Raw genomic sequence first — 21,393 nt, 5'->3', positions numbered from 1 at the left:
ATCATGTTGTTTCCCATATTTTGTTTGGTTGGTAGTCCATCCATTTCAGTTTGCTGATGTCAAATCCTAGGACAATCGCTTTTTCTTTTTGCCATAAGACTATTTTTTAGAGGCTCGTTCTTTAGTTAGTAAACCGGCATATTGTAGCTTTCTGCCTAATTCGTCATCGGACCCCAGTTTCAGGAAATCTTTTTCCAGTCCCATAGCAAATAACAGCTGGAAATAAGCTCCCATGGCTACAGTAGGCGTGCCCTTTTTCGATCTGCCATAAAGTAGCCCTGCTAATGACAGTTCGTTCTGAAATCTTGGTAGTGTTCAGCTTTCTAAGTAAACGGGCAAGCTTAATGTTCTCACCCAGGCCATTAAGCAGCTTTTGGGCTTTGGTAAAAGAACTAGTTGCTGTTTCATAATGTAGCATTACCCTTAATTCGCAAATCGAGAATATGCAAATGACATTAATCTTATACATCCTACAGAATTGCCGGGTCACGCCTGCCGGTAAGTGGGAAAGGTTTTTAGCATTAATTGTGATAAAGTTTATTTTAAAGAAGAAAATTGAATAACCATATATTAACTACACTGTAATTCTAATTTATCATATATTTGTTTTAACGATTTAGAATCATTTATCCATTGCGTGATTCGGAAAGTACTTGAAATTTTAATTTGTAAAGCGTTGAAAATTACAGTGTTATGAGCGATATTCATCACCTGTCCAACTTTGGTCTCGTTATCCAAAGACTACCCAAATTAAACGTTATTAGCATTCAAAATAATAGACGGTTATAAAGCCAAAAATTCAAACGCATATTTGCTCAGTAAAGTTGCAAGACTTAAGAAGGTTATCACAACTTGTGATAACCTAAAAACAATGTAATTATTCAATTCAGTAAAGTAAATTGATGTAGCAATTGCGCCATCAATGTTTAAAATTCTGTTTTATCTATTTAGCCGCGTTAATTCGTTCAAATTTGGTGTTGTATAATTAATACTGTGACGTTAGTGGATTGCGCCACCTATAACTAATGATTTTGTCTATAAGTTATCAGGTTTAAAGCAGATTCGTTTTCGTTTTATGCCCACGGATATAATAGATTTTATTCATGATGATTTCATCAGGTATCAATTGATTTTCCATTTTTTTAGATTGAAAGGATAAGATGGGAATAAACTCTATAGGGTGCCATTTTGCCACCTTATAGAGTTGTAATTATTAAATGGTTAGATATTTCTGTTTGAGAGCTGCCATGTCCTGGCTGACTTTTAAATCCAATATCTTAGCATAATGCTGTGTAGTTTTGATATTAGTATGGCCGAGCATTTTGCTGACTGTTTCTATCGGTACACTATTGGATAAAGTAACAGTTGTGGCAAACGTGTGCCTCGCCAGGTGGAACGTCAAATGTTTATGAACATCCGATAGATCAGCTATTTCTTTGAGGTAAGCATTCATTTTTTGATTACTCAATACAGGTAATAGCAATCCTTTATTTTCACATTGTGGATGATCCTGATAACGGTTTAATATTGCTGAAGCTACAGGGAGCAGAGGTATACGGGAAGATGTATCCGTTTTTTGACGGCTGGTAAATATCCATTGTTCGCCGTCCATGCCAATGCCTATCTCATTTCTTTTCAGCTTCTTGACATCGGCATAAGACAAACCAGTGTAGCAGCAAAAAACAAAAATATCTTTTACTTGCTTCAGGCGCTCAATCGTAATCTTTGGGGATGTCGTAATATTATCAAGTTCCTGCTGCGTAAGAAAAGTGCGTTCTTTTGCCTTAGCAGTGGATTTAAAATTGATGAATGGATTTTGCTTTAGCCAGCCATTAGCAATACAGTGATTAGCTATTTTTTTAAGATGTTTAATGTACTTGGCGGCAGATACACCGGTAATCTTACAGTCTGCTTTCAGGTAAAACTCAAATCCTGTAATAAAGGCGTAGTTTAATTGGCTGATCTCTATATCTGTTTTGCCATATTTTTTTTGCAGGAAGCCAGTAAGGTGTTTTTCAGACGTATTGTATCCTTTTAATGTATTCGCCTCAAATCCATTACCAATCAACGCTTTTACTTTCGCATTATGTTCGGCAAACAGTTTCATCAGATAGCGACTCTTTTCTGTTTTTCCCGTGAATTGGTTCTGCAGGCTTTCAGTGGTGATGCGCTGGTTTGCATCAATCAGCACCTGGTGCGCATTTCTAACTTTGGTTAGCAGGCTGTCCAGGTAATTATTAAGCGATTTGATCTCTTCTTTTGCGCCGATGGCCCGACCGGCATGGCTGTTCCATTTGGCCGGATCACATTCACGTCCGGCAGACATTTCTACGCGTTTACCATCTACGGTAATGCGCATGTAGACGGCCATAGGGCCGCCTTTGTAGTTCTTTTGCTTTCTCAGGTAAAAAAGCAGGTGGAAATTACTTTTCATAATTACAAGCTTAAAAGTGAAACAAAAGTAAGTTTGTAGCCTGCTATTATCAAGATGTTTAATAATTGAACATCTTGATAATCAATTAATTATAAGCAATTCGGTGCGTAGCATTTTTCCATTTAGGTACGCACCGAATTTGCATCTTTTTTGTTGCAATTGGGTGCATAAAATGGTGTTTTGATATAAACAAAAAAACCTGCAATCATTTGATTTGCAGGTTTTTAGCATCTTACAAGCGTCAGCCTTCCGAACTACACGAATAGCTCACTGTGCTTGAATACGTTTTAACTGCATTTGCTACACTACAAAGATACGTATTTGAGGTGTAATTCTAAAGCATTTAACATAAAAGTGTTTCTTTTAGCTATAAACGCAACTTTTTCAACTGTGCCAGATTTTTGGAGTGCCAGGCATTATAATAAAAATGTTCGAGCCTTGGCTTGGCCTATAACCCTTGTAAGTGCTTTACTTAAGTTTATATGTCACTAATATGCTCAACTTATCATAAAATGCTTATAATAGCCGAAAATCTTTTTATATCAACACGCGAAATTTACATATTACCGCGCCGGAGTACTATTGGTTATCTTTAAAAAAAGGTGACGGAGAAGCTATGGAATCGCTATACAAGTTATATTCAAACAGCTTATACAACTATGGTTCGAAGTTTACAAATGATCAAGACCTTATCAAAGAATGCATCCAGGAACTGTTCGTGACCTTATGGACACGCCGGGCACATTTAAGCGAACCGGCAAATGTCAGGAACTACCTGTTTAAGGCCTTCCGGCTTTCCCTGTTCAAAAAAGGGAATATGATTCAAAAGCAGGTGCGTTATGAAGAGGCCGAACATTACGCTTTCCATGCTTCCATTACTATTGAAGACGAAATTATTATCGGTGAGGACAACGCCGCCCTGCAAAGCAGGCTGCAAGCCACCCTTGAACAGCTTACCGCCAGGCAGCGGGAAGCGATCTTTTTAAAGTTTTACGAGGGGCTTAACTATGAGGAAATCGCGGAGGTGATGGATATTTCTGTCAAGGGAGCATACAAAGTGATGGGCAGGGCAATTGATGCTTTACGGGATAAGCTTGACCATAATGACTTTTTAATACTGCTTGCTTTATTTTCCTCGAAATTATTTCGTTGATATATAGATGGTTGTAGATAAAAGATATTTTTAATCAATGCACTTGGGGTAAAAAAGCAAGGTTGCGGCTAATCGGAGCTGAAAGGCAAACTATGAAAAAGAGGAATACCGATTTTAACACCTATACTCTGCAAGACCTGCTTGATGATCCAAAGTTTATTAATTGGGTCTTACTCCCTAAAGAACCACTAAATATATACTGGAATGCGATACAAAACAGCTATCCAAATTTATCAGTTCTTATATCAAAAGCCCGGCAACTGGTTTTATCACTTCAATTTAAGGAAGAACGGATGGCTGAAGATGAACAGCGACAGCTTTGGCAGCAGATAACAGCGCAAACATCCAAGCATAAAACAACAACCCGTATTATTCCCATTTGGATGCGCGGCGCGGCAGCGGCGCTGCTTATCGGTTTTTTATTTAGCGCAGCATTCTATTTCTATATCAACAGAAAAACAGAGATTGCAACAGCTTACGGCCAGATCACAACCATTGTTCTTCCTGACAGTTCTGAAGTAACGCTTAATGCGAACAGTAAACTGCAATATACCCCTTATTGGAATAAAGAACAGGTAAGAGAGGTTTGGATAACAGGTGAGGCTTACTTTAAGGTCAATCACCTGCATAAGGCCGGAAAGATTACCTCAGGCGACCGCTTTGTAGTTCATGCAGGCAAAATCGATGTCGAGGTGTTAGGCACCATCTTTAATGTCAATGACCGCAGGGGGCTGATCAATGTGGCATTGATAAGCGGTAAAGTAAGCATGGGGTTGGCGGCAAGTCATAAGGCCCCGGTAATTATGCGACCGGGCGATGTACTGGAATACCAGGCCAGACAGGATACGATCATTCGGAAGCAGATGAAACCAGCGAACAAGGTTGCCTGGAAGGATGGTGTATTGGTGTTTGAGCAAATTACCGCCGGTGAATTGTTTGACCAGTTAGCAGATATTTATGGGTATAAAGTGGTTATCAAACGGCCGGAGATCAAACTTAAAAAGATAAGCGGCAGGTTTACCAGTAATGACGAGGAAAAGCTTTTTAAAGGCATTTCCCTGGCTTTAGGGGTGTCCATCAACAAAGATGAGGCCAATCACGCGCTTATTGTCCAATAATCACTTACCGATCTATCCACATGACTATTTTCAAATACCACATTACAATTTCTCTTTTCATTATATTGTTACTTATTAACTGCGCTTACGCGGATGCACAACAACATGCGGTTCCGCAATCTGCTGTGAAACTAAAGGATGCTTTACAGGAGGTAAGTAAGACTTTTCATGTCAGCTTTATGTATGAAACTGATTTGATTGACAGCAAGATGGTTGAACTCGACAGGCCAAACCTCAAAGCGCAAAAACTGGAAACCGTATTGTCCGAATTGCTCCAACCAGCCGGCATAAGTTATTATGCCATAGATCAGGATAACTATGCACTCTTTAAAATGGCTCGTGTCGCGATCCCAGCGAATCCTGCAAATAGCACCGGCCTGCAACCCTCACTTCCTGATACGACACGACATGCTTCGGTCAGCGGTGTTGTAATTGATGAAGCAAGCCATCCATTGGAATACAGTACTATTTCTTTACTCGATATAGATTCCAGTATCGTAAAAAGTACGCTGGCTGATTCATCTGGCCGGTATCAATTCAGAGACATCATGTCCGGACGTTACCTTGTCCGTGCTACGCAGATGGGATATTTAAAAAATCATTCACGACCCTTTGAGCTTTTAGCCAATGGCAAAGTAACAGTACCACCTATTATTTTAGCAGCTTCAGCGAACCAACTGGCTGAAGTAAAAATAACCGCTAAGAAGCCTTTGTTTGAGCGCCGGATAGACCGAACCATCGTTAATGTAGAAAGCAGTGCACTGGCCACCGGAGGGTCTATTAGCGATGTACTCGAAATAGCGCCAGGGGTATCGGTAGACAACAATCAGATCAGTTTAAAAGGTAAACAAGGGGTAACCGTGATGATCGATGACAAAGTAGTCAAATTATCAGCTTCACAGATCAGCAGTTTATTACAAAGTATGCCCGCCAGCTCTATTTCTCAAATTGAGCTGATCTCTAATCCGTCGGCTAAGTATGATGCGGAGGGAAAAGGCGGTATCATCAATATAAAAACAAAGAAAGGCACGAACCTGGGTTTTAATGGTACGATCACTTCCGGCATCACTGTAGGAACTTATCCCCGGTTTACAGAGGGATTAACATTGAACTACAAATTAAAGAGACTAAACCTGTTTAGCAATTACAGTTATCAGCATAATAAAGGCATCAGCCAATACCTCAGCGATAAGATCATTACGGGACAACCGCCCTTAACCTACCATCAGGATGAAACTTCCCATTCCAAGTCGGATGCACATAACGCAAGGTTGGGTGCAGATTATGATCTGAACGATAAAAACACGATAGGTATATTGGGGACATTGAATACTAACCGGAGCCGGTCTGACTTTTTGCAGGCGGTCAACTTTAACAACTATTCAACCCATCAGCGGGATTCCAGCCTTACTTCTTTGAATTACGGGTCTGGTAAATACGATACTTATGGCCTCAATATCAATTCCCGGCATGTATTGGGCCCGGACGGTCACCTGCTTTTATTCAATGCGGATTATACGAGTTATCGCTCTGCCAATCCCAATACCTATCAAAATAATTATTTTGATTCAGCAGGAGATCAAATCAGAAGCCCTGAAAATATATCAAACGATGCTGCGGTTGCCATTGACCTGCTCACCGCAAAAGTGGACTATAGTTACCCTGTCAATCAAACAACGAAACTGGAAGCCGGGGCAAAGACCGCCTTTACGCACTCCAATAGCGATATTTTATTTCAATCCGGTAATTCAGGCGGTCAACTTATTATAGATACCAACCGTACCAATACCTTTGATTACCATGAAAACATTAGTGCCTTATATATCAATTATGTCACCAAGTTGGGGAAGCAAACCGATTTCCAGGCGGGATTGCGCGGAGAAAACACCCACTATTCCGGTAAATCCCTTACGACCGGGCAAACAGTCGGCCGTAACTACCTGCAACTGTTCCCCAGCCTTTTTTTACTGCATAATTTTGGTTTCAATGCGTTAAGTTTTTCCTACAGCCGCCGGATAGGACGGCCGGGTTATGAAGATCTCAATCCTTTTATTGACTATTCGTCGCCGTATTTTTATTCGCAGGGAAATCCTTTACTCAAACCGGAGACTACGCACTCCTTAGAGCTAAATTATAATTATCACACAGATCTGAATATCAGTTTAGGCTACAGCCGGACAAGCGACTATTATAATTATTTTACTTCATTGGCAGACAGTAGCGGCGCTACTAAACAAACGGTGGCTAATTTCAAGAACTATGACACCTGGAATATATCCATCAGCTACAACAAAGAGCTATTTAAATGGTGGAACCTGACGGCCAATGGCGATGCTTTTTACGATATTTACCAAACGCCTTACCTGGGATCGTTCATCGATGTGCAACGTGCGGGTTATAACTTTAACATCTTAAATGCTTTTCAGCTTACGCAAAAAATGTCTATAGAGGTACTAAACCTGTATAAATCAAAACGGGTGGTATTGGCCCGCACCATTGATAGTAAGTATCGTGCGGATGTTGCATTTAAGTATAGTTTATTGGATAATAAAGCCACCATCAAATTAGGGGTGACGGATATCTTCTATACTTACATTAATCAGGGCGTTAATCAATTTGAGGGATTATATGGTACGTATTATAACCGGAACGAAAACCGGCGTTTTAATATGAGCCTTTCTTATAAGTTCGGTGGTAAAGCAACCGCACCTAAAAAGGTACAGAGCAATAAGGAAGAATTAGACAGGATTAAATGATATTACGACAGTCGAAGTGATTTATAAAATTTAACATCATATGCGACCGCTATTTCTGGCTGCTCCATGCACACGCCTATAAATGAATGCGTAATCGGGAGGATATGAAGACATTATTTATAAACTCTTTTCTAATCTCTGGTCGAAAAGGGAGACATTAATGCAATAACTTCAAACAACAACTTTCAAACCTACTTAAATAGGCTTTACCTTATGTTGTTTTTAAATTGTTGTTAAGTTTCTGTAAATTGCAGTTTGGAACCGGGTTAATGGCAGCTTACACTACACTTACCGATCAGGAATTGGCAGACTCTTTAAGGTCTGGCGATCAACTTGCGTTCAAGGAGCTGTATAATCGCTATTGGACTGTTTTATTAGATACCGCTTACAAACGTCTTGATTCAACAGAGGCAGCGGAAGAAGTGGTACAAGACCTTTTTGTGAGCCTTTTTATTAAAAGAGAAAGTCTAAAAATAACATACTCTTTGGATGGCTATCTTAAAAATGCACTGAAATATAAAATATTTGATATTTTCCGCTCACAATATATCCATAACAAATACGTCGATAATGTCCTCAACCAAAACGGCGTACTTAGCTTAACTCCCGAACATGAGATGCAAGTCAAGGAACTGGCGCTAAAGATAGACCGGGCAACACAAAAAATGCCGGAAAAATGCAGGGAAGTATTCCTTATGAGTAGAATGGAGAATCTTTCCAACAAATCTATCGCATCCAAATTGAGTATTTCGGTAAGTACCGTTGAAAAACACATCAGTAAAGCCATGCACATTCTGGAAAAAGACTTTAAAGAATATCATTTAGAGATAGCTTTGGTGTTTTTTTACCTTCTTCGAAAATAAAAGCAAAAAATACACTTTTTGAATAGCGGTTTTTACCGACAAGTGCGACTTGTTGGTATTAAGCATCGCTATGAACCAGCAAAGACTATTCGAATTAATTGAGAAATTAAAAAATGACCTGGCCACGGAAGCAGAAATGCAGGAGTTGGATCTATTGTATAATGCATTTGAGAAAAAGGCGGGGTATATCGACAACCTGGATGAAAAGCAAAAAGAAACTTACCGGGAAATGGTCTTCGGGCGCATCCACAGTCGGATCAATCCGGTTGAACAACCAAATATCATTCCGGCTAACAAAACTAAAAATCCACAATGGACACGCATTTTAATAGCGGCCTCCGTTATCCTTTGCTTATCATTCGGGGGTTACTTTCTTATACAACAGCGCCAAACTGATCAATTTGCCGACAACGCAGTAAACGATATAACTCCCGGTAAAAATACTGCGACCTTAACACTTGCAGGTGGTCAGAAAATTATATTATCGGGAGCCCTTAATGGCAAACTTGCTGTACAGGCTGGCGTAACGATTACCAAAACGGCCAATGGCCAATTGGTTTATTCCATTAAAAATAACAATGCCACCGGAGAAACCAAAAGCAACACCCTATCAACCGGACGAGGCGAACAATACCAAGTCGTTTTGCCGGACGGTTCCCATGTCTGGTTAAATGCCGCATCATCGCTGACTTTTCCGGCTTCATTCGCTGCGTTAAAATCAAGGGAGGTTAAATTAGCGGGAGAAGCTTATTTTGAGATTGCCAAAGACAAAGCACATCCTTTTATTGTCATAACTGATAGACAGCAGGTACAGGTTTTAGGTACGCACTTTAATATCAATTCTTATGACGACGAACCTGTTATTAAAACAGCCCTCTTGGAGGGTAGTGTTCAGGTAACTGAAACGGCTGATAATGTGGTTAAAGTCCTAAGACCGGGCCAGCAAGCGGTTTTAACCAATAGTAATTTATCGATCAGTGATGCCAATCTTGAAGAAACGGTGGCATGGAAAAATGGCGATTTTGATTTTAACAAAGAGAATATCCAAAGTATCATGCGGAAATTATCCAGATGGTATAATATCGAAGTAACCTATGAGGGAGATGTCAAATCAAAAACATTTACAGGAAAGATCTCCCGCTTTAAAAATATCAGCCAGGTACTGAAAATGCTAAGTAAGACTAAGGCCGTTCACTTCGTTGTTGAGGAAAGGAGGGTTATCGTAAAAGAGTAGATTATACCGCAAAGATAACCCTGAAAAAAGCCAGGATCGAAAGCAATCGATCCTGGGCTAAGCCGTGGCTATCCTAATAATTTAAACAAACTATTAACGAAACCGCGAGGTGCCTGACCCATCTGGAAATGAAAAGGCACAACGCATTAAACCAATGCATACAAATGTACAAATTTTACCCTAAAAATTTTGTGCGGCCACCACGCTGTACAGCTAAAATCCTGCTGGTTATGAAGCTTACTACGCTACTATTGATGATAGCTATCCTACAGGTAAGTGCAAGCACTTTTGCACAGAAAATCACTTTGTCCGAAAAAAAGGTGCCGATTCAGAAAGTGTTCGATCAGATACGTGTTCAAACCAGCTATGACTTTGTTTTTTCAGATGATGTCTTAAAGGATATTAAGCCCGTTAGTATTCAGGTTAAAGATGCCGATCTTAAAAGTGTGCTCAAACAGATCTTTGAGGGCCAGTCTTTGGAATATTCTATTGAAGATAAGTCTATTGTCATTTCAAAGAAAGAACCTTCCTTTTTCGATAAGATCAAAACCGCCTTGGCGATCCCTATCCACGTTTCAGGCAAAGTAACCGATACTGCCGGAGCACCTTTGCCTGGTGCAACAATAAAGAATAATACACAAAATACTTCGACTGTTACAGGAGACGATGGAACGTTTAGTATCAGTTCACAGACGGAGGACAAAATTACAATATCATTTATTGGTTATGCAGCGTATACTATTACTGTTAAAGATAACTTGCCGTATCAAAACATTGTACTTCATTCATTAAGCAGTAAATTAAATGAAGTGTTGGTAAGTACCGGCTACCAAACAATACCGAAAGAGCGCGCCACCGGTTCCTTTACAAGGCTTGATGAAAAAGCTATCAATTCAAGTGTTACTACTGACATCATTTCGAGGTTAAAGGGCATCGCAAGTGGTGTGTCATTCGACGAGCGAACAACGGAGCGGAGGATTAATATCAGGGGGTTGAGCACCATTTATGCAGATGCGCAGCCACTAATCGTATTAAATAACTTTCCGTATGATGGTGATATTAGCAGTATCAATCCAAATGACATTGAAAGCGTTACAATTTTAAAAGATGCGGCAGCAGCCTCAATTTGGGGCGTTCGGGCGGCAAATGGCGTGATCGTAGTCACCACAAAAAAAGGAGCACTAAATCGCCCGACGGAGATCTCATTCAACGCTAATGTAACTGTTGGCCAAAGACCCAATGTTTTCCAAATTCCCATGATGTCTTCAAAAGACTTTATCGGTGTGGAGAAATATTTATTTTCAAATGGGTTTTATGATGCTGCTGAAAATGACCCTACCCATCCACCACTTACTCCCGCAGTCGAATTGATGATCAATCAAAGGGACGGCAACATTACACAGGCACAATTGAATAACCAATTAAATGCATTGGGAAAACTTGACGTTCGAAATGATTTCAAAAAGTATTTGTACCAAAGCAGTTTTAACCAGCAGTACGCCCTGAACGCGCGGGGTGGTAGCGACAGGTCAACCTATTATTACTCACTCGGCTATGACCATAATTCCGACTATTTGGCAAACAAATACGCCCGGTTAAGTGTGCGGGCAGATAATACATTTAATGTTGGCAATAAAATAAAGATCAATCCGGTAATTTCTTACACGCGATCTTCCAATGAGTTAGGGAGGCCGGACTATACAGCCATCTTACCGTCCGCCTTATCAAAAAGCTTATATCCCTATGCTCAATTTGCTGATGCTGAAGGCAATCCGTCAGCCATCGTTACTGATTACCGCACCTCTTTTATAACTGATGCTCAATCGAAAGGCTTACTTGATTGGACGTATAGACCCTTGGATGATTTTAATCAAAGAAAAAACAATACTAATCTAAAAGATATCTTATTAGGTTTTAATGGAGATTATTTGATTAACCAGAGTCTAACTTTACAGGCCCAATACCAGTATGAAAACCAGGCTACAGAATTTACAGATCTGTACAGCAAGGATTCCTATTACGTAAGAGATTTTGTAAACCGGTTTACGCAGGATGATGGCAGCGGAAATCTAACATTTCCTCTGCCTAAAGGAGCGATACTTACCACTAACAATACTTACCAGGCGGCTCAAACTGGTCGTTTGCAGTTAAAGTATAATCACAGGTGGAATAAAAATGATCTAAATGTTTTGGCTGGCAGCGAAATAAGGCAGATACGGACAAATAGTAATGGTACAACCACCTATGGATATAATGAAAGCGGCCTGACGAGTGTTCCCGTAGATCATGTTAGCCGTTTTCCGCAGTATTATGACAGCGGAAATCTACAAGGGATACCAGACCGTACTTCGTTTTCTTATCTCACTAACCGATATACATCCGTTTATGCAAATGCCTCCTATACCTATGATAACAGATACATATTTTCTGCAAGCGGGAGGAAAGATGAATCGAACTTATTCGGGGTTAACAGTAATCAGAAGGGCGTTCCGCTTTGGTCTACTGGCTTGGGATGGAACATTCACAATGAACAATTCTATCCGACAGGCTGGGTTAATTACCTGAAACTGAGGTTAACTTATGGATTTAATGGCAACCTGTCAAGAAATCTAACAGCGGTAGCCTCCCTGTTGCAAACTTCCGGCGGATTGAATAATCAGCCGTATGCCATTGTATCTACCTACCCAAATCCTGATCTAAGTTGGGAAAAGATCGGCATTGTTAATCTGGGACTCGACTTTGGAACAAGAAATAATGTATTGTCAGGTAGCCTGGAATATTATCAGAAAAAAGGCAGTAACCTTATTGGAAGACAGCCTATTGACCCTACGGTTGGGATACCTACCGGGCTAATTACAAGGAATGTGGCTGATATGAAAAGCAATGGCTTTGATTTGCAGCTGACTACCAAGAATATCGATCAAGGTCTTAAATGGCAAACCGGCTTCCTTTTCAGCTACAACAGGGACAAGATAACCGCTTATCAGAATACTTCGGCCAACGGCAGCAGTATCATTAGTTCAGGATTGAGTGTTTCGCCAGTGCTTGGACAGCCGGTATATAATATTGTAAGCTATAAATGGGCCGGCCTTGATCCCCAAACTGGTGAACCAATGGGCATTGTTAATGGAGTTCCAAGTAAGGATTATGCTACAATTACCGGTAAAACCCCTTTAAATGATTTAGTCTATAATGGGCCGGCTTTGCCTCCATTCTTTGGTTCGGTTTCCAATACTTTTTCCTGCAAAGGATTTTCCTTGTATATTAATATTACTTACCGATTGGGCTATTATTTCCGAAAGACATCAATTTCATACTATTCTCTTTATAATAACGGTTTTGGGAACAGCGATTTTGCGCTTAGATGGCAAAAGCCCGGTGATGAGTTACATACCTCCGTTCCATCAATGCCTACAATTGATGATAATAGCTATGAAAGAGATGATTTCTACAGCAATTCATCCATTCTGGTAGAAAAGGCGGATAACATCCGTTTACAGGATTTGAATTTAAGTTATCGACCTAAAATCTCTTTAATTAAGAAATTAAAACTGAGCGACCTTCAATTTTATATTTATGCAAGGAATTTAGGTATGTTATGGAAAGCGACTAAATCAGGTGTAGACCCGGATTTTGCCTCCGGTTACCTGCCCCCTTCTTACAGCCTTTCTTTTGGAGTTAAAACATCCTTTTAGTTATCAAAAAAATAGAACGTCATGAAAAAATATTTAATATTCATCATCCTGCTGCTTAGTCAGGCAGGTTGTAAAAAATACCTTGATGAAAAGCCGAATAATGCGCTGGCTTTGCCAAAAGATAATTTGGAAAATCTAAAATTGCTGCTTTATGATACCAATACCATGAACCAGCAATCGGCATCTGCGGGTGAAATAGGCTCAGATAACTTTTATCTTTCAGACAGCCAATGGAAGACATTAAGCCAGGCACAACCAACCTCTGCTAATCTCTATATATGGGGCAGGGATTTGTTTAATGATAATGATCGAAACGATTGGACGCTAACTTATAAAGTGGTTTTCAATACCAATCTTGTGCTCGATGCCATCAAAACAATATCACCAACAGCATCCACTCAAACACAATGGAACAGTATTAAAGGGGCTGCTTTGTTCTTTAGGGCTTATTCTTTTCTCCAGCTATTACAGGAGTTTGCCAAACCTTATGACGAATCCACATCTGCTGCTGATTTAGGAATAGCGATTAGGCTTACGCCTGACATCACGGATAAATCGACAAGAGCTACTGTAAAGCAGTCCTATGCACAGGTTTTACAAGACCTTCAGGAAGCAGTCGGGTTGCTGCCATTAACATCTGATTTCAAAACTACCCCTAATAAAGCTGCTGCAAATGGCCTTCTGGCCAGGACATATTTGTTAATGGGGGATTACCAACAAGCATTGGTTTTTGCGAACGCCTGCTTAAAATTATCCCCGACTTTAGTGGATTTTAATAATCTTTCAGCTTCTGCGGCTTATCCGATAAGCCGTTACAATGATGAGGTGACGTTTCATGCAACTTTATTCCAATTAACTGCCTACGGAACAAGCTACGCAAGGGTGAGTGATGAATTATATGCGCTATATAATAATAACGACTTGAGACGGACTATCTTTTATAAAAACGGAGGTATAGGTAATATTACTTTTAAGGGCAGTTATGACGGCTCTCGGGTCTGTTTTGGAGGAATTGCGACGGACGAAATTTACTTGATCTATGCTGAATGTGCCGCGAGGACGGGGAATATATCAGATGCAATGGATAAGTTAAATTCACTTTTGTTAAAAAGATGGAAAACAGGAACATTCAACCCAATTACTGCAAACGATTCGTCAACTGCTCTAAGGTCAGTCTTGGAAGAGCGGCGGAAAGAACTCGTTTTCAGAAATCTACGCTGGGCGGATCTCAGACGTTTGAACAAAGAAACAGCATTCTCTAAAACTCTAACGAGAATAGTAGATGGAAAGAATTACATGCTAACTCCCAATGATGCCAAATTTACCTTTCCCTTGCCAAATAAAGTCGTTCAGTTAAGTGGAATGAATCAAAATTAACATGAAAAAAAATATAATCCTAACTATAGGAACTTTACTTTTCTCAGCAAATGTAAATTCACAATCAATAACAAATTTACAAAAACTTAAAATAGGCGAGAAAGTGCCAGATGTCAGAATAGATAGGCTTATAAACTCACAAAGTAAAACTTCAAAAATATCTGATTATAAAGGAAAAATTTTAATATTAGATTTTTGGAGTACTTGGTGCAGTGCCTGTCTTGATGAAATGCCTCACGCTGTTGAGTTACAGAGAAGATTCCCAGATAAAATAAAAATAATTGCTGTTACAAATCAAAAGGAAAATGTGATCAATGCCTTTTTAAAAACACACAAACAAATTGCCGGGTTGAAATTAGCGATGTCTCTTGAAGATGTTGAACTTTCTAAACTTTTCCCCAACAAACTCTTACCGCATATTGTATGGATAAATCCTGATGGCATCTACTTAGGGGCTACTTCTCAGACGGACTTAAACGCAAAAAACATAGATAAAATTTGGGCGACTGGCGCAGCCGATTTTTCAGAATACAAAAATGACGATATTCAGTTCGACAGTGGTAAACCTTTATTCGTAAATGGCAACGGAGAATTACCGATTTATGAATATAAATCTTTGCTCACCTACTATCAACCAGGCCTACCCACTTCGATAGGCACAAAGAAAGAGAACAATAACATTCGAATTCATGCGACGAATGTAACTCTCGCTATGCTGATACGACATTCGTTAGGTCTAAACAGTTTGCAATTTCCCCAAAATAGGTTTTTAGTCACGCCATCCGATTTAGAAAAAAAAGTATTTCCAGATAGTAATGTTTCAAAAAGCCAAAAAATGTTTTGTTATGAACTAATTAGAAAAGATACAAGTCGATTAGGGGCCTACAAACACATGTTAAATGACATTGAAAGTTTTTTCCATATAAAAGTAACTACAGAACAAAGAAGCGTTAAATGTCTAACTCTCGTTGTAAATGGAAATAATAAAAGACTTTTAACTACTGATAATATAAACGAAAATAATCTTCATGACCCAACTGTATCTGATAAAATTTTAAGAGGCGGTAGCGTTTATGATTTTATTTATTATCTCAATAATAATGAAAACTTGCCTCCAATAATTGATGAAACCAATATAAGCGGGTTGATTAATTTGCATTTTCACTCTGATTTTAAGAGTTTAAATGCACTGAATTCTGAACTATTTCCATACGGGTTAACCTTGAAAGAGGCTGAAAGAAATCTGAAGATGATTACTATAAAAAAGGCAGACAATGACTTTTGATTTAAGGATAATTCAGTTGGTAAGTAAACAGGATAATCCCGAATAAGTATCAAACTAAAGAACGTAATATGGAATTGTTTTGAATTTCGTTAATTATTTAGCTAAATGTTTATGTCATAATGATATGATTAACATTCAGCTAAATAAAAAATACTCTTTTACTTCTTTATAAGATCAGTTAGTTAAATAGTTAGTGAGGTGCATTCCGGAGAAAGAGCCGGATGCACTTTCTATAAAACTAAAATTGAATAATACGAAAACAAATTTAAAATAGAACAAAAAGATCAGCTTACGCTGTGGCTTGAAGAAAAATTTGTATCCTAAGCTAAATAATTATATCAATAATGTCGTGTTTAACATTGCGGCTTAATAAAAACACTCTTTTACTTCTAAAATGAAATCAGTTAATAGTTATGCGCACAGCCGAAGAAGAGCCGTTGTGCGCTTTTTGTAAGCACAGATCACGATAAATATTTATTTTTGGGTATACAAAGTGGTCTGCCTATGTTTTTTCATCATCTCAAAAACTTCAGTCCTTACTCCGGCCATATTTACGATGATATGCACGTGCCCTTTGTTCAGAAGAAAGACGGTTATCTAAGTAAGAAAGACAGCCGCTTTGACCTGATGGACAGATTGGGCTATTTCCCGTTTAAGGAATTAATCAGGGATGACAGGGCCTATTTTATCAGCGATATTGATCTTTATGAGTTTTTAAATAGTGATGAAAATACTATAGATAATTATACCGCAGGTTATGGCGAATGGAACATAGCTCAAAAAGAAAGCTTTGCGGAATGTTTCTTTACGGGCTATAATGTCGGGGTGATCGAATTTGAACGAAATACGGGTATGGCGTATCACGGTTATACGATAGAGCAGCAAACCCGTTATTTACATGTTTTTTGTTTGTACTGTCTTGATTTCCTTTTTTTTGACGGCGACCTTGACAAAGGACTATTCTATAATTTAGGCTATTTACAAGCGAGCTTTTACCGTGGCTTCATTGAGATCAATAATTTAAAAAGCGCCTTGCCCGATGGTAGTCCCGGTGTCCGTTTACATTTTGAAAGCTATAATAAGGTACTGGCTATCGCACAAGCCGCCAAAGTGCGGCAAGAAAAGACACAAAAGGCAGCAGAAAACAATAAACCGATCACGCCGGATACATCAAATGTAAAACCGCCGGTCAGTAAGCAAGCAACTGCACCCATGCCAACCCGCATTGAATTGCTTTGCAATTTAGATGAAATTAAATCGATATGGCGTGTGCTGACGGCTCCGTTAAATACCAAGAATGGAACGGAGGAAGCCGTATTTGATGCTCAACAATTAGCGCAGTTCTTAGGCGCTTCATTCAGTTCCGGTGCATTTCCCGATGCTTTGCCATTTGGTAAACAGACAGAGATTATCAAAACCTCTAAAGGCGATATGCGCAATGTGCTGATCGCCCTAATTTTTGCCACCTATAATATTAACCATGAATACAATCGCGGCGTAACGCAAATGGAATATGTTGGTATTTTAAAACGACACTTTTCCGTTTTCTCCGGTTCTGGCCCCGTAAGTATTAAAAACACGCTGGCGACCTTTAACCCCAAAGGCATAAAGGTCATTAAAAACAGCCAAAGTGTTAATCCCCATGTGGATGAAATGCTAAGCATCCTTAAAAAACATAAATTATTACATTAATGTCATTGCGGTTTTAGCTGATTTTTCGCTATTCCTTTGTATCCATCAACGCAAATGTTATGGATAGCAAAGAGAAAATTTTATTCACCGCACTGTCTGCCGAGGAACTCGCCACACTGATGGAAAGATCAGTGCGAAAGGCCATTGGTCATAATGGCGTTCAATTACCCGACGGAGACGAATTGCTTAACACCAGACAGGCAGGCAAGCTGATCAATTACAAGGCGTCCACCCTGTATGGCCTGGTCAAACAAAACAAAATCCCTTATTCTAAGACGGCGGGAAAACTGTTGTTTTCACGCAATGCTCTATTGGCATGGGTACATGCACAGCCGGACGAAAAGCCGCCACCGTGAGCGCCAGCGAATAAACAGCCTACATTATTCCGGCCTAAGACCAAAGGTATGCCATGAACCTGAAAAGGTTTCGGCATGGTGGAAACGTTGTCCTTTTCTTGCAAAAGAAAAGGAGCAAGCGGAAGTTGGGCAGAGCCCTACTTTGCTTGCCCTACGCTATCGCTACGGGGGTTTTACGTATCCTCCGGGGATACTTTAATAGCCTGCAATAGCCGGAATGATAATAAAAAGGATACTTCACAGTATCCCGTATATCTACCGATCTGTATATCTATATATCTGGAAATTTCAGGCAGGCAAAATAATAATAAGACTAAAAAGATTGAATCATGCAGTTAAATATCATCACGTTAGAAGATTTATTACAGTTCAAGACAGAACTGTTTACAGAAATGAACCGCCTGCTGCAAGGCGGTAAAGAAAGCCAAACCAAACAATGGCTAATGAGTGCCGAGGTTAGAAAAATGCTTAACATATCACCCGGCACCTTGCAGAACCTCCGTATCAGCGGTACGCTGCCGTATCGTAAGATCGGCGGAAGCATGTTTTATAACAGGGAAGAGATTGAAAAAATTATGAGGGGGGAATAATAAAATGAAGCACCATGAGAATAACACCAACCGGAACCAACTGGATATACCAAGACATGCTTTAAGTAATTACTTCGAGCGTGCCGCGCTGGATGATCGTTTGTTTCCAACCCACATCAGCTTGTTTATGGCCCTGTTTTATTTTAGCAACAGCGAATGCCCAGGCGAGCCTTTTAAGGCAAGCCGGGCAAAGCTGATGCGCTTTTCACGGATCAGGTCTATTGCTACCTACCACAAAAACATGAAAGAACTGACAGCTTACGGCTATATCCAATATACACCCTCCTGGCATCCGCATCATGGCAGCACGATAAAATTGCTTTGCGGTACAGGCGAAAATAATGAAGGAGATGGAAGATATTAATGTTAAATCCGTCCGCTACCCGCAGGTGGTCGATGTTAAGTTGGAAAAACTTGCCCGTAAATTGGGCAGGACAAAACGTGCTTTGTTTATACAGATGGTGGATTATTTCTACAAGAGTAAAAAAGACCCTGCCGACCTGAACGATGAAATGCTTAAAAAGGAACTTTCAAATGGGGTAAGCCGCATCCTTTCCTTTATGAAGACCCAGGAACAGGAATTATTGCAACCCACTTTTACCCATGCGAATACAATGGTTACAACATCGCAAAAGCGCACAGAATGGATCATCAAATTAAACGATTGGCTGAATGCACATAAGAAGACCGTGGAGCAGGTCGATCAGCGGATGGGCAGCCTCGAAAAGGCCATTGAAAAAACGCAGAAAAATCTGAACGATAAGGCATTGCTAAAATCCCGCTTTACCAGGATACTCGAATATTATATCAGTCAGCGGGAATCATTGGGCTGGCCGGTATCGGCTGCCAAAAAAGAAGAGCTGCAAGCGCAGGTCAGGCAATCACTTGAAAATTTATAGTTATGCATATCAACATCACCGCTTCCGAAACAGGCGGCAACAAAGGCAGCAGCGGGGCATTGGTTCATTATCTTGAAAAGGAGAATCGCCTGTCACCGGAGAACGACCAACATTTAAGTCCCGAATATTGGTTCAATGGCAGTCATGAGGATATTTTACGGCAGGAGGTCAGAAGCAAGATCGACAATAACATTGCCAAGCTTGGTAAGGAAGATGCTAAATTCTTTCTCATCAATATCAGTCCGAGCCAAAAGGAATTGTCGCATTTAGTGGCGCAATATGGGGAAGTTGGGGCAAAAGAGAAACTTAAGGAATTTGCCGTTAAGGTCATGGACGAGTACGCCCTCAACTTTAAAAGACCGGGCATAAACAGCCATAAAGACCTGCTTTGGTTTGGTAAACTTGAAAATTACCGTTACTACAGTCATAAGGACGAAGCGGTTAAACAGGGCTTGAAAAACACAGGCGACCGCAAGGAGGGCAGGCAGATGCATGTTCAGGTCATTGTCAGCCGAAAGGACATGACCAACAAGATCAAATTAAGCCCGCAGAATAATTCTAAAGGCACAAACAAGGCCCACTCCGCTAAGTTAGGGCAATTTGACCGCATGGCTTTTAAGCAGTCGGGTGAGCGTTTGTTTGACCAGGAGTTCAATTTTGACCGGGGATTAAAAGATACCCTTGCCTATGCAAATACCATGAAAAACGGCACCGCCATGCAAAAAGCGCAAATGCAGGTATTAGATACCATGTCCGGCCACCGGGTAGAGGGATTGCCCTATGTGGTCGGTCAGCTTAGTCAAGGCGTTGCGGAGGGTTTATTTGCCGATATCGGGCAAATGATAGGGACTGCCGGGAAAGCAGCGGGCGCTCTTTTTGAGCTGCTAATGACGGAAGTACCGCAAGCTGCTCCGCAGGTCAGCCCGGCAGAAGAAATGCAGAAACGTAAGAAGAAAAAGAAAGGACAAAGCCAGTCAGTAACGATCAGCAGGTAAGGTAAGGACATGATTGTTCCGTCGTAAACAATGATAGTCTGCCTATTGAGCCTATCTTGTTTCATTTTTTATCCAGGACAAAACTCTGTCTGTATTGACTCGGCTGATCTTTATGTCTTCCTTTACTTCTGGTTTCAGCAAGAGCAGCATACCCCGGTTCTTGCGCATCGTGTATCCCGCGTAGGCTTTCCGGGTAATGATATAGGATCTGTTTACTTTGCAGAATTGATCAGGGTCTAATTTGGCTAGCACATCTTCCAGCGTAACCAGCCCCAGGATCACCGGCTCTTGTTCGTGGAACTGTATGGCAGTATGCTTGCCATGACTGCACAGATAAGCAATATCCAAAACCGGGATCTTGATCTCGCCGCCATTATAGGGAAATAGCAAATGCTCCGGGTATCGCTCGTCAGCATTTGCTTTTGGCGCAGGCTTTCGGCCGATCCGGAAATACCAGTGCAGATAATAGCACATATAAGCGACATCAAGAATCAAAGCTAAGGCCAATTCGAATGGAAACTTGTTACGGGAATAAAGGGTATCCATCATATCTATGCCCAGGAATCTAAGATAGGCCCAGGTATAGAGTACGGAGAAGAGTACCGGAACAACCCATCCGAATAACAATTGGTATAGTAAACGTTCGGTGAACTTTTCTTCCCACCGGTAGCTCTTATCAAGCCGGACGGATGCCCAATGAACCAGGTAGACCATGAAAAGACTGATCGCAAAAACGGAAAAAAACGGGTAAAAAAACCACTTGCTGAGGATCGTGTTAAAAAATCCGTTACGGTATGGAAAAAGCGTTGCCAGGCTCATGACAAGCGCCATGAAGACCTGTGCCCCCAAACTAAAATAGGGTAGCGCCATTCCCAGGGACGGCGCATCTTCTCTATTGTCTTCCATAGTAAAGCAGATTAACCCTAAGTTAAGTAAATCGATCCTC

17 protein-coding genes are annotated in these 21,393 nt (G+C 40.3%); 14 read left to right on the top strand and 3 right to left on the bottom strand.

Annotated features, from left to right (window positions below; all coding sequences use genetic code 11):
• Window positions 1-99 precede the first annotated feature (99 nt).
• Together BLS59_RS32550 and BLS59_RS21255 are read right to left on the bottom strand one after the other, a co-directional pair.
• The gene (locus BLS59_RS32550; protein ID WP_262492968.1) at window positions 100-234 is read right to left on the bottom strand and encodes a hypothetical protein; all 135 of its coding nucleotides are present in this window, start codon (window positions 232-234) and stop codon (window positions 100-102) included.
• 979 nt (window positions 235-1,213) lie between these two features.
• Window positions 1,214-2,434: a site-specific integrase gene (locus BLS59_RS21255; protein WP_091152367.1), complete on the bottom strand. Its 1,221-nt coding sequence runs from the start codon at window positions 2,432-2,434 to the stop codon at window positions 1,214-1,216.
• Between the two features lie 616 nt (window positions 2,435-3,050).
• Between BLS59_RS21255 and BLS59_RS21250 the strand changes: the two genes are divergently transcribed.
• The 14 genes from BLS59_RS21250 to BLS59_RS21185 all read left to right on the top strand — a co-directional run bounded on the left by BLS59_RS21250 (window position 3,051) and on the right by BLS59_RS21185 (window position 20,447).
• Window positions 3,051-3,587, top strand: coding sequence for an RNA polymerase sigma factor (locus BLS59_RS21250; protein ID WP_091152366.1), 537 nt, complete (start codon window positions 3,051-3,053; stop codon window positions 3,585-3,587).
• Between the two features lie 92 nt (window positions 3,588-3,679).
• Complete coding sequence (locus tag BLS59_RS21245) at window positions 3,680-4,705, top strand: FecR family protein (RefSeq protein ID WP_091152364.1); 1,026 nt, start codon at window positions 3,680-3,682, stop codon at window positions 4,703-4,705.
• Between the two features lie 20 nt (window positions 4,706-4,725).
• On the top strand, window positions 4,726-7,461 hold the full coding sequence (locus BLS59_RS21240) for an outer membrane beta-barrel protein (RefSeq protein ID WP_091152362.1): 2,736 nt from the start codon (window positions 4,726-4,728) through the stop codon (window positions 7,459-7,461).
• A 269-nt stretch (window positions 7,462-7,730) separates the two neighbouring features.
• A complete protein-coding gene (locus BLS59_RS21235) occupies window positions 7,731-8,324 on the top strand; it encodes an RNA polymerase sigma-70 factor (protein WP_091152360.1) in 594 nt (197 codons plus the stop codon).
• 70 nt (window positions 8,325-8,394) lie between these two features.
• Complete coding sequence (locus BLS59_RS21230) at window positions 8,395-9,558, top strand: FecR family protein (protein ID WP_091152358.1); 1,164 nt, start codon at window positions 8,395-8,397, stop codon at window positions 9,556-9,558.
• Window positions 9,559-9,722: 164 nt separating this feature from the next.
• Complete coding sequence (locus BLS59_RS21225; RefSeq protein WP_162842724.1) at window positions 9,723-13,253, top strand: SusC/RagA family TonB-linked outer membrane protein; 3,531 nt, start codon at window positions 9,723-9,725, stop codon at window positions 13,251-13,253.
• 21 nt (window positions 13,254-13,274) lie between these two features.
• The gene (locus BLS59_RS21220) at window positions 13,275-14,630 is read left to right on the top strand and encodes a RagB/SusD family nutrient uptake outer membrane protein (protein ID WP_091152355.1); all 1,356 of its coding nucleotides are present in this window, start codon (window positions 13,275-13,277) and stop codon (window positions 14,628-14,630) included.
• Window position 14,631: 1 nt separating this feature from the next.
• The gene (locus BLS59_RS21215) at window positions 14,632-15,915 is read left to right on the top strand and encodes a TlpA family protein disulfide reductase (protein ID WP_091152353.1); all 1,284 of its coding nucleotides are present in this window, start codon (window positions 14,632-14,634) and stop codon (window positions 15,913-15,915) included.
• A gap of 504 nt (window positions 15,916-16,419) precedes the next feature.
• Entirely contained in the window at window positions 16,420-17,607 is a 1,188-nt protein-coding gene (locus BLS59_RS21210) for a hypothetical protein (RefSeq protein WP_091152351.1), read from the top strand.
• A 59-nt stretch (window positions 17,608-17,666) separates the two neighbouring features.
• Window positions 17,667-17,963 carry a helix-turn-helix domain-containing protein gene (locus BLS59_RS21205; protein ID WP_091152349.1) on the top strand — a complete coding sequence of 99 codons (297 nt, stop codon included), beginning with the start codon at window positions 17,667-17,669 and terminating at the stop codon, window positions 17,961-17,963.
• Window positions 17,964-18,292: 329 nt separating this feature from the next.
• Entirely contained in the window at window positions 18,293-18,553 is a 261-nt protein-coding gene (locus BLS59_RS21200; protein WP_091152347.1) for a helix-turn-helix domain-containing protein, read from the top strand.
• Between the two features lie 4 nt (window positions 18,554-18,557).
• The gene (locus tag BLS59_RS21195; protein WP_240315301.1) at window positions 18,558-18,917 is read left to right on the top strand and encodes a hypothetical protein; all 360 of its coding nucleotides are present in this window, start codon (window positions 18,558-18,560) and stop codon (window positions 18,915-18,917) included.
• Window positions 18,904-19,452, top strand: a complete 549-nt coding sequence (locus BLS59_RS21190; RefSeq protein WP_091152345.1) for a BfmA/BtgA family mobilization protein — start codon at window positions 18,904-18,906, stop codon at window positions 19,450-19,452. Before BLS59_RS21195 ends, BLS59_RS21190 begins: the two co-directional genes overlap by 14 nt.
• 2 nt (window positions 19,453-19,454) lie before the next feature.
• A complete protein-coding gene (locus BLS59_RS21185; protein WP_091152343.1) occupies window positions 19,455-20,447 on the top strand; it encodes a DUF5712 family protein in 993 nt (330 codons plus the stop codon).
• 51 nt (window positions 20,448-20,498) lie between these two features.
• Here BLS59_RS21185 and BLS59_RS21180 read toward each other — a convergent pair whose 3' ends face one another.
• Window positions 20,499-21,353, bottom strand: a complete 855-nt coding sequence (locus BLS59_RS21180) for a LytR/AlgR family response regulator transcription factor (RefSeq protein WP_162842723.1) — start codon at window positions 21,351-21,353, stop codon at window positions 20,499-20,501.
• Window positions 21,354-21,393 lie beyond the last annotated feature (40 nt).

It is taken from the genome of Mucilaginibacter pineti, from assembly GCF_900101875.1.
Classification (GTDB): Bacteria; Bacteroidota; Bacteroidia; order Sphingobacteriales; family Sphingobacteriaceae; genus Mucilaginibacter; species Mucilaginibacter pineti.
Note: the sequence above shows the minus strand (reverse complement) of the source record. Positions and strands in the feature narration are given on the sequence as shown.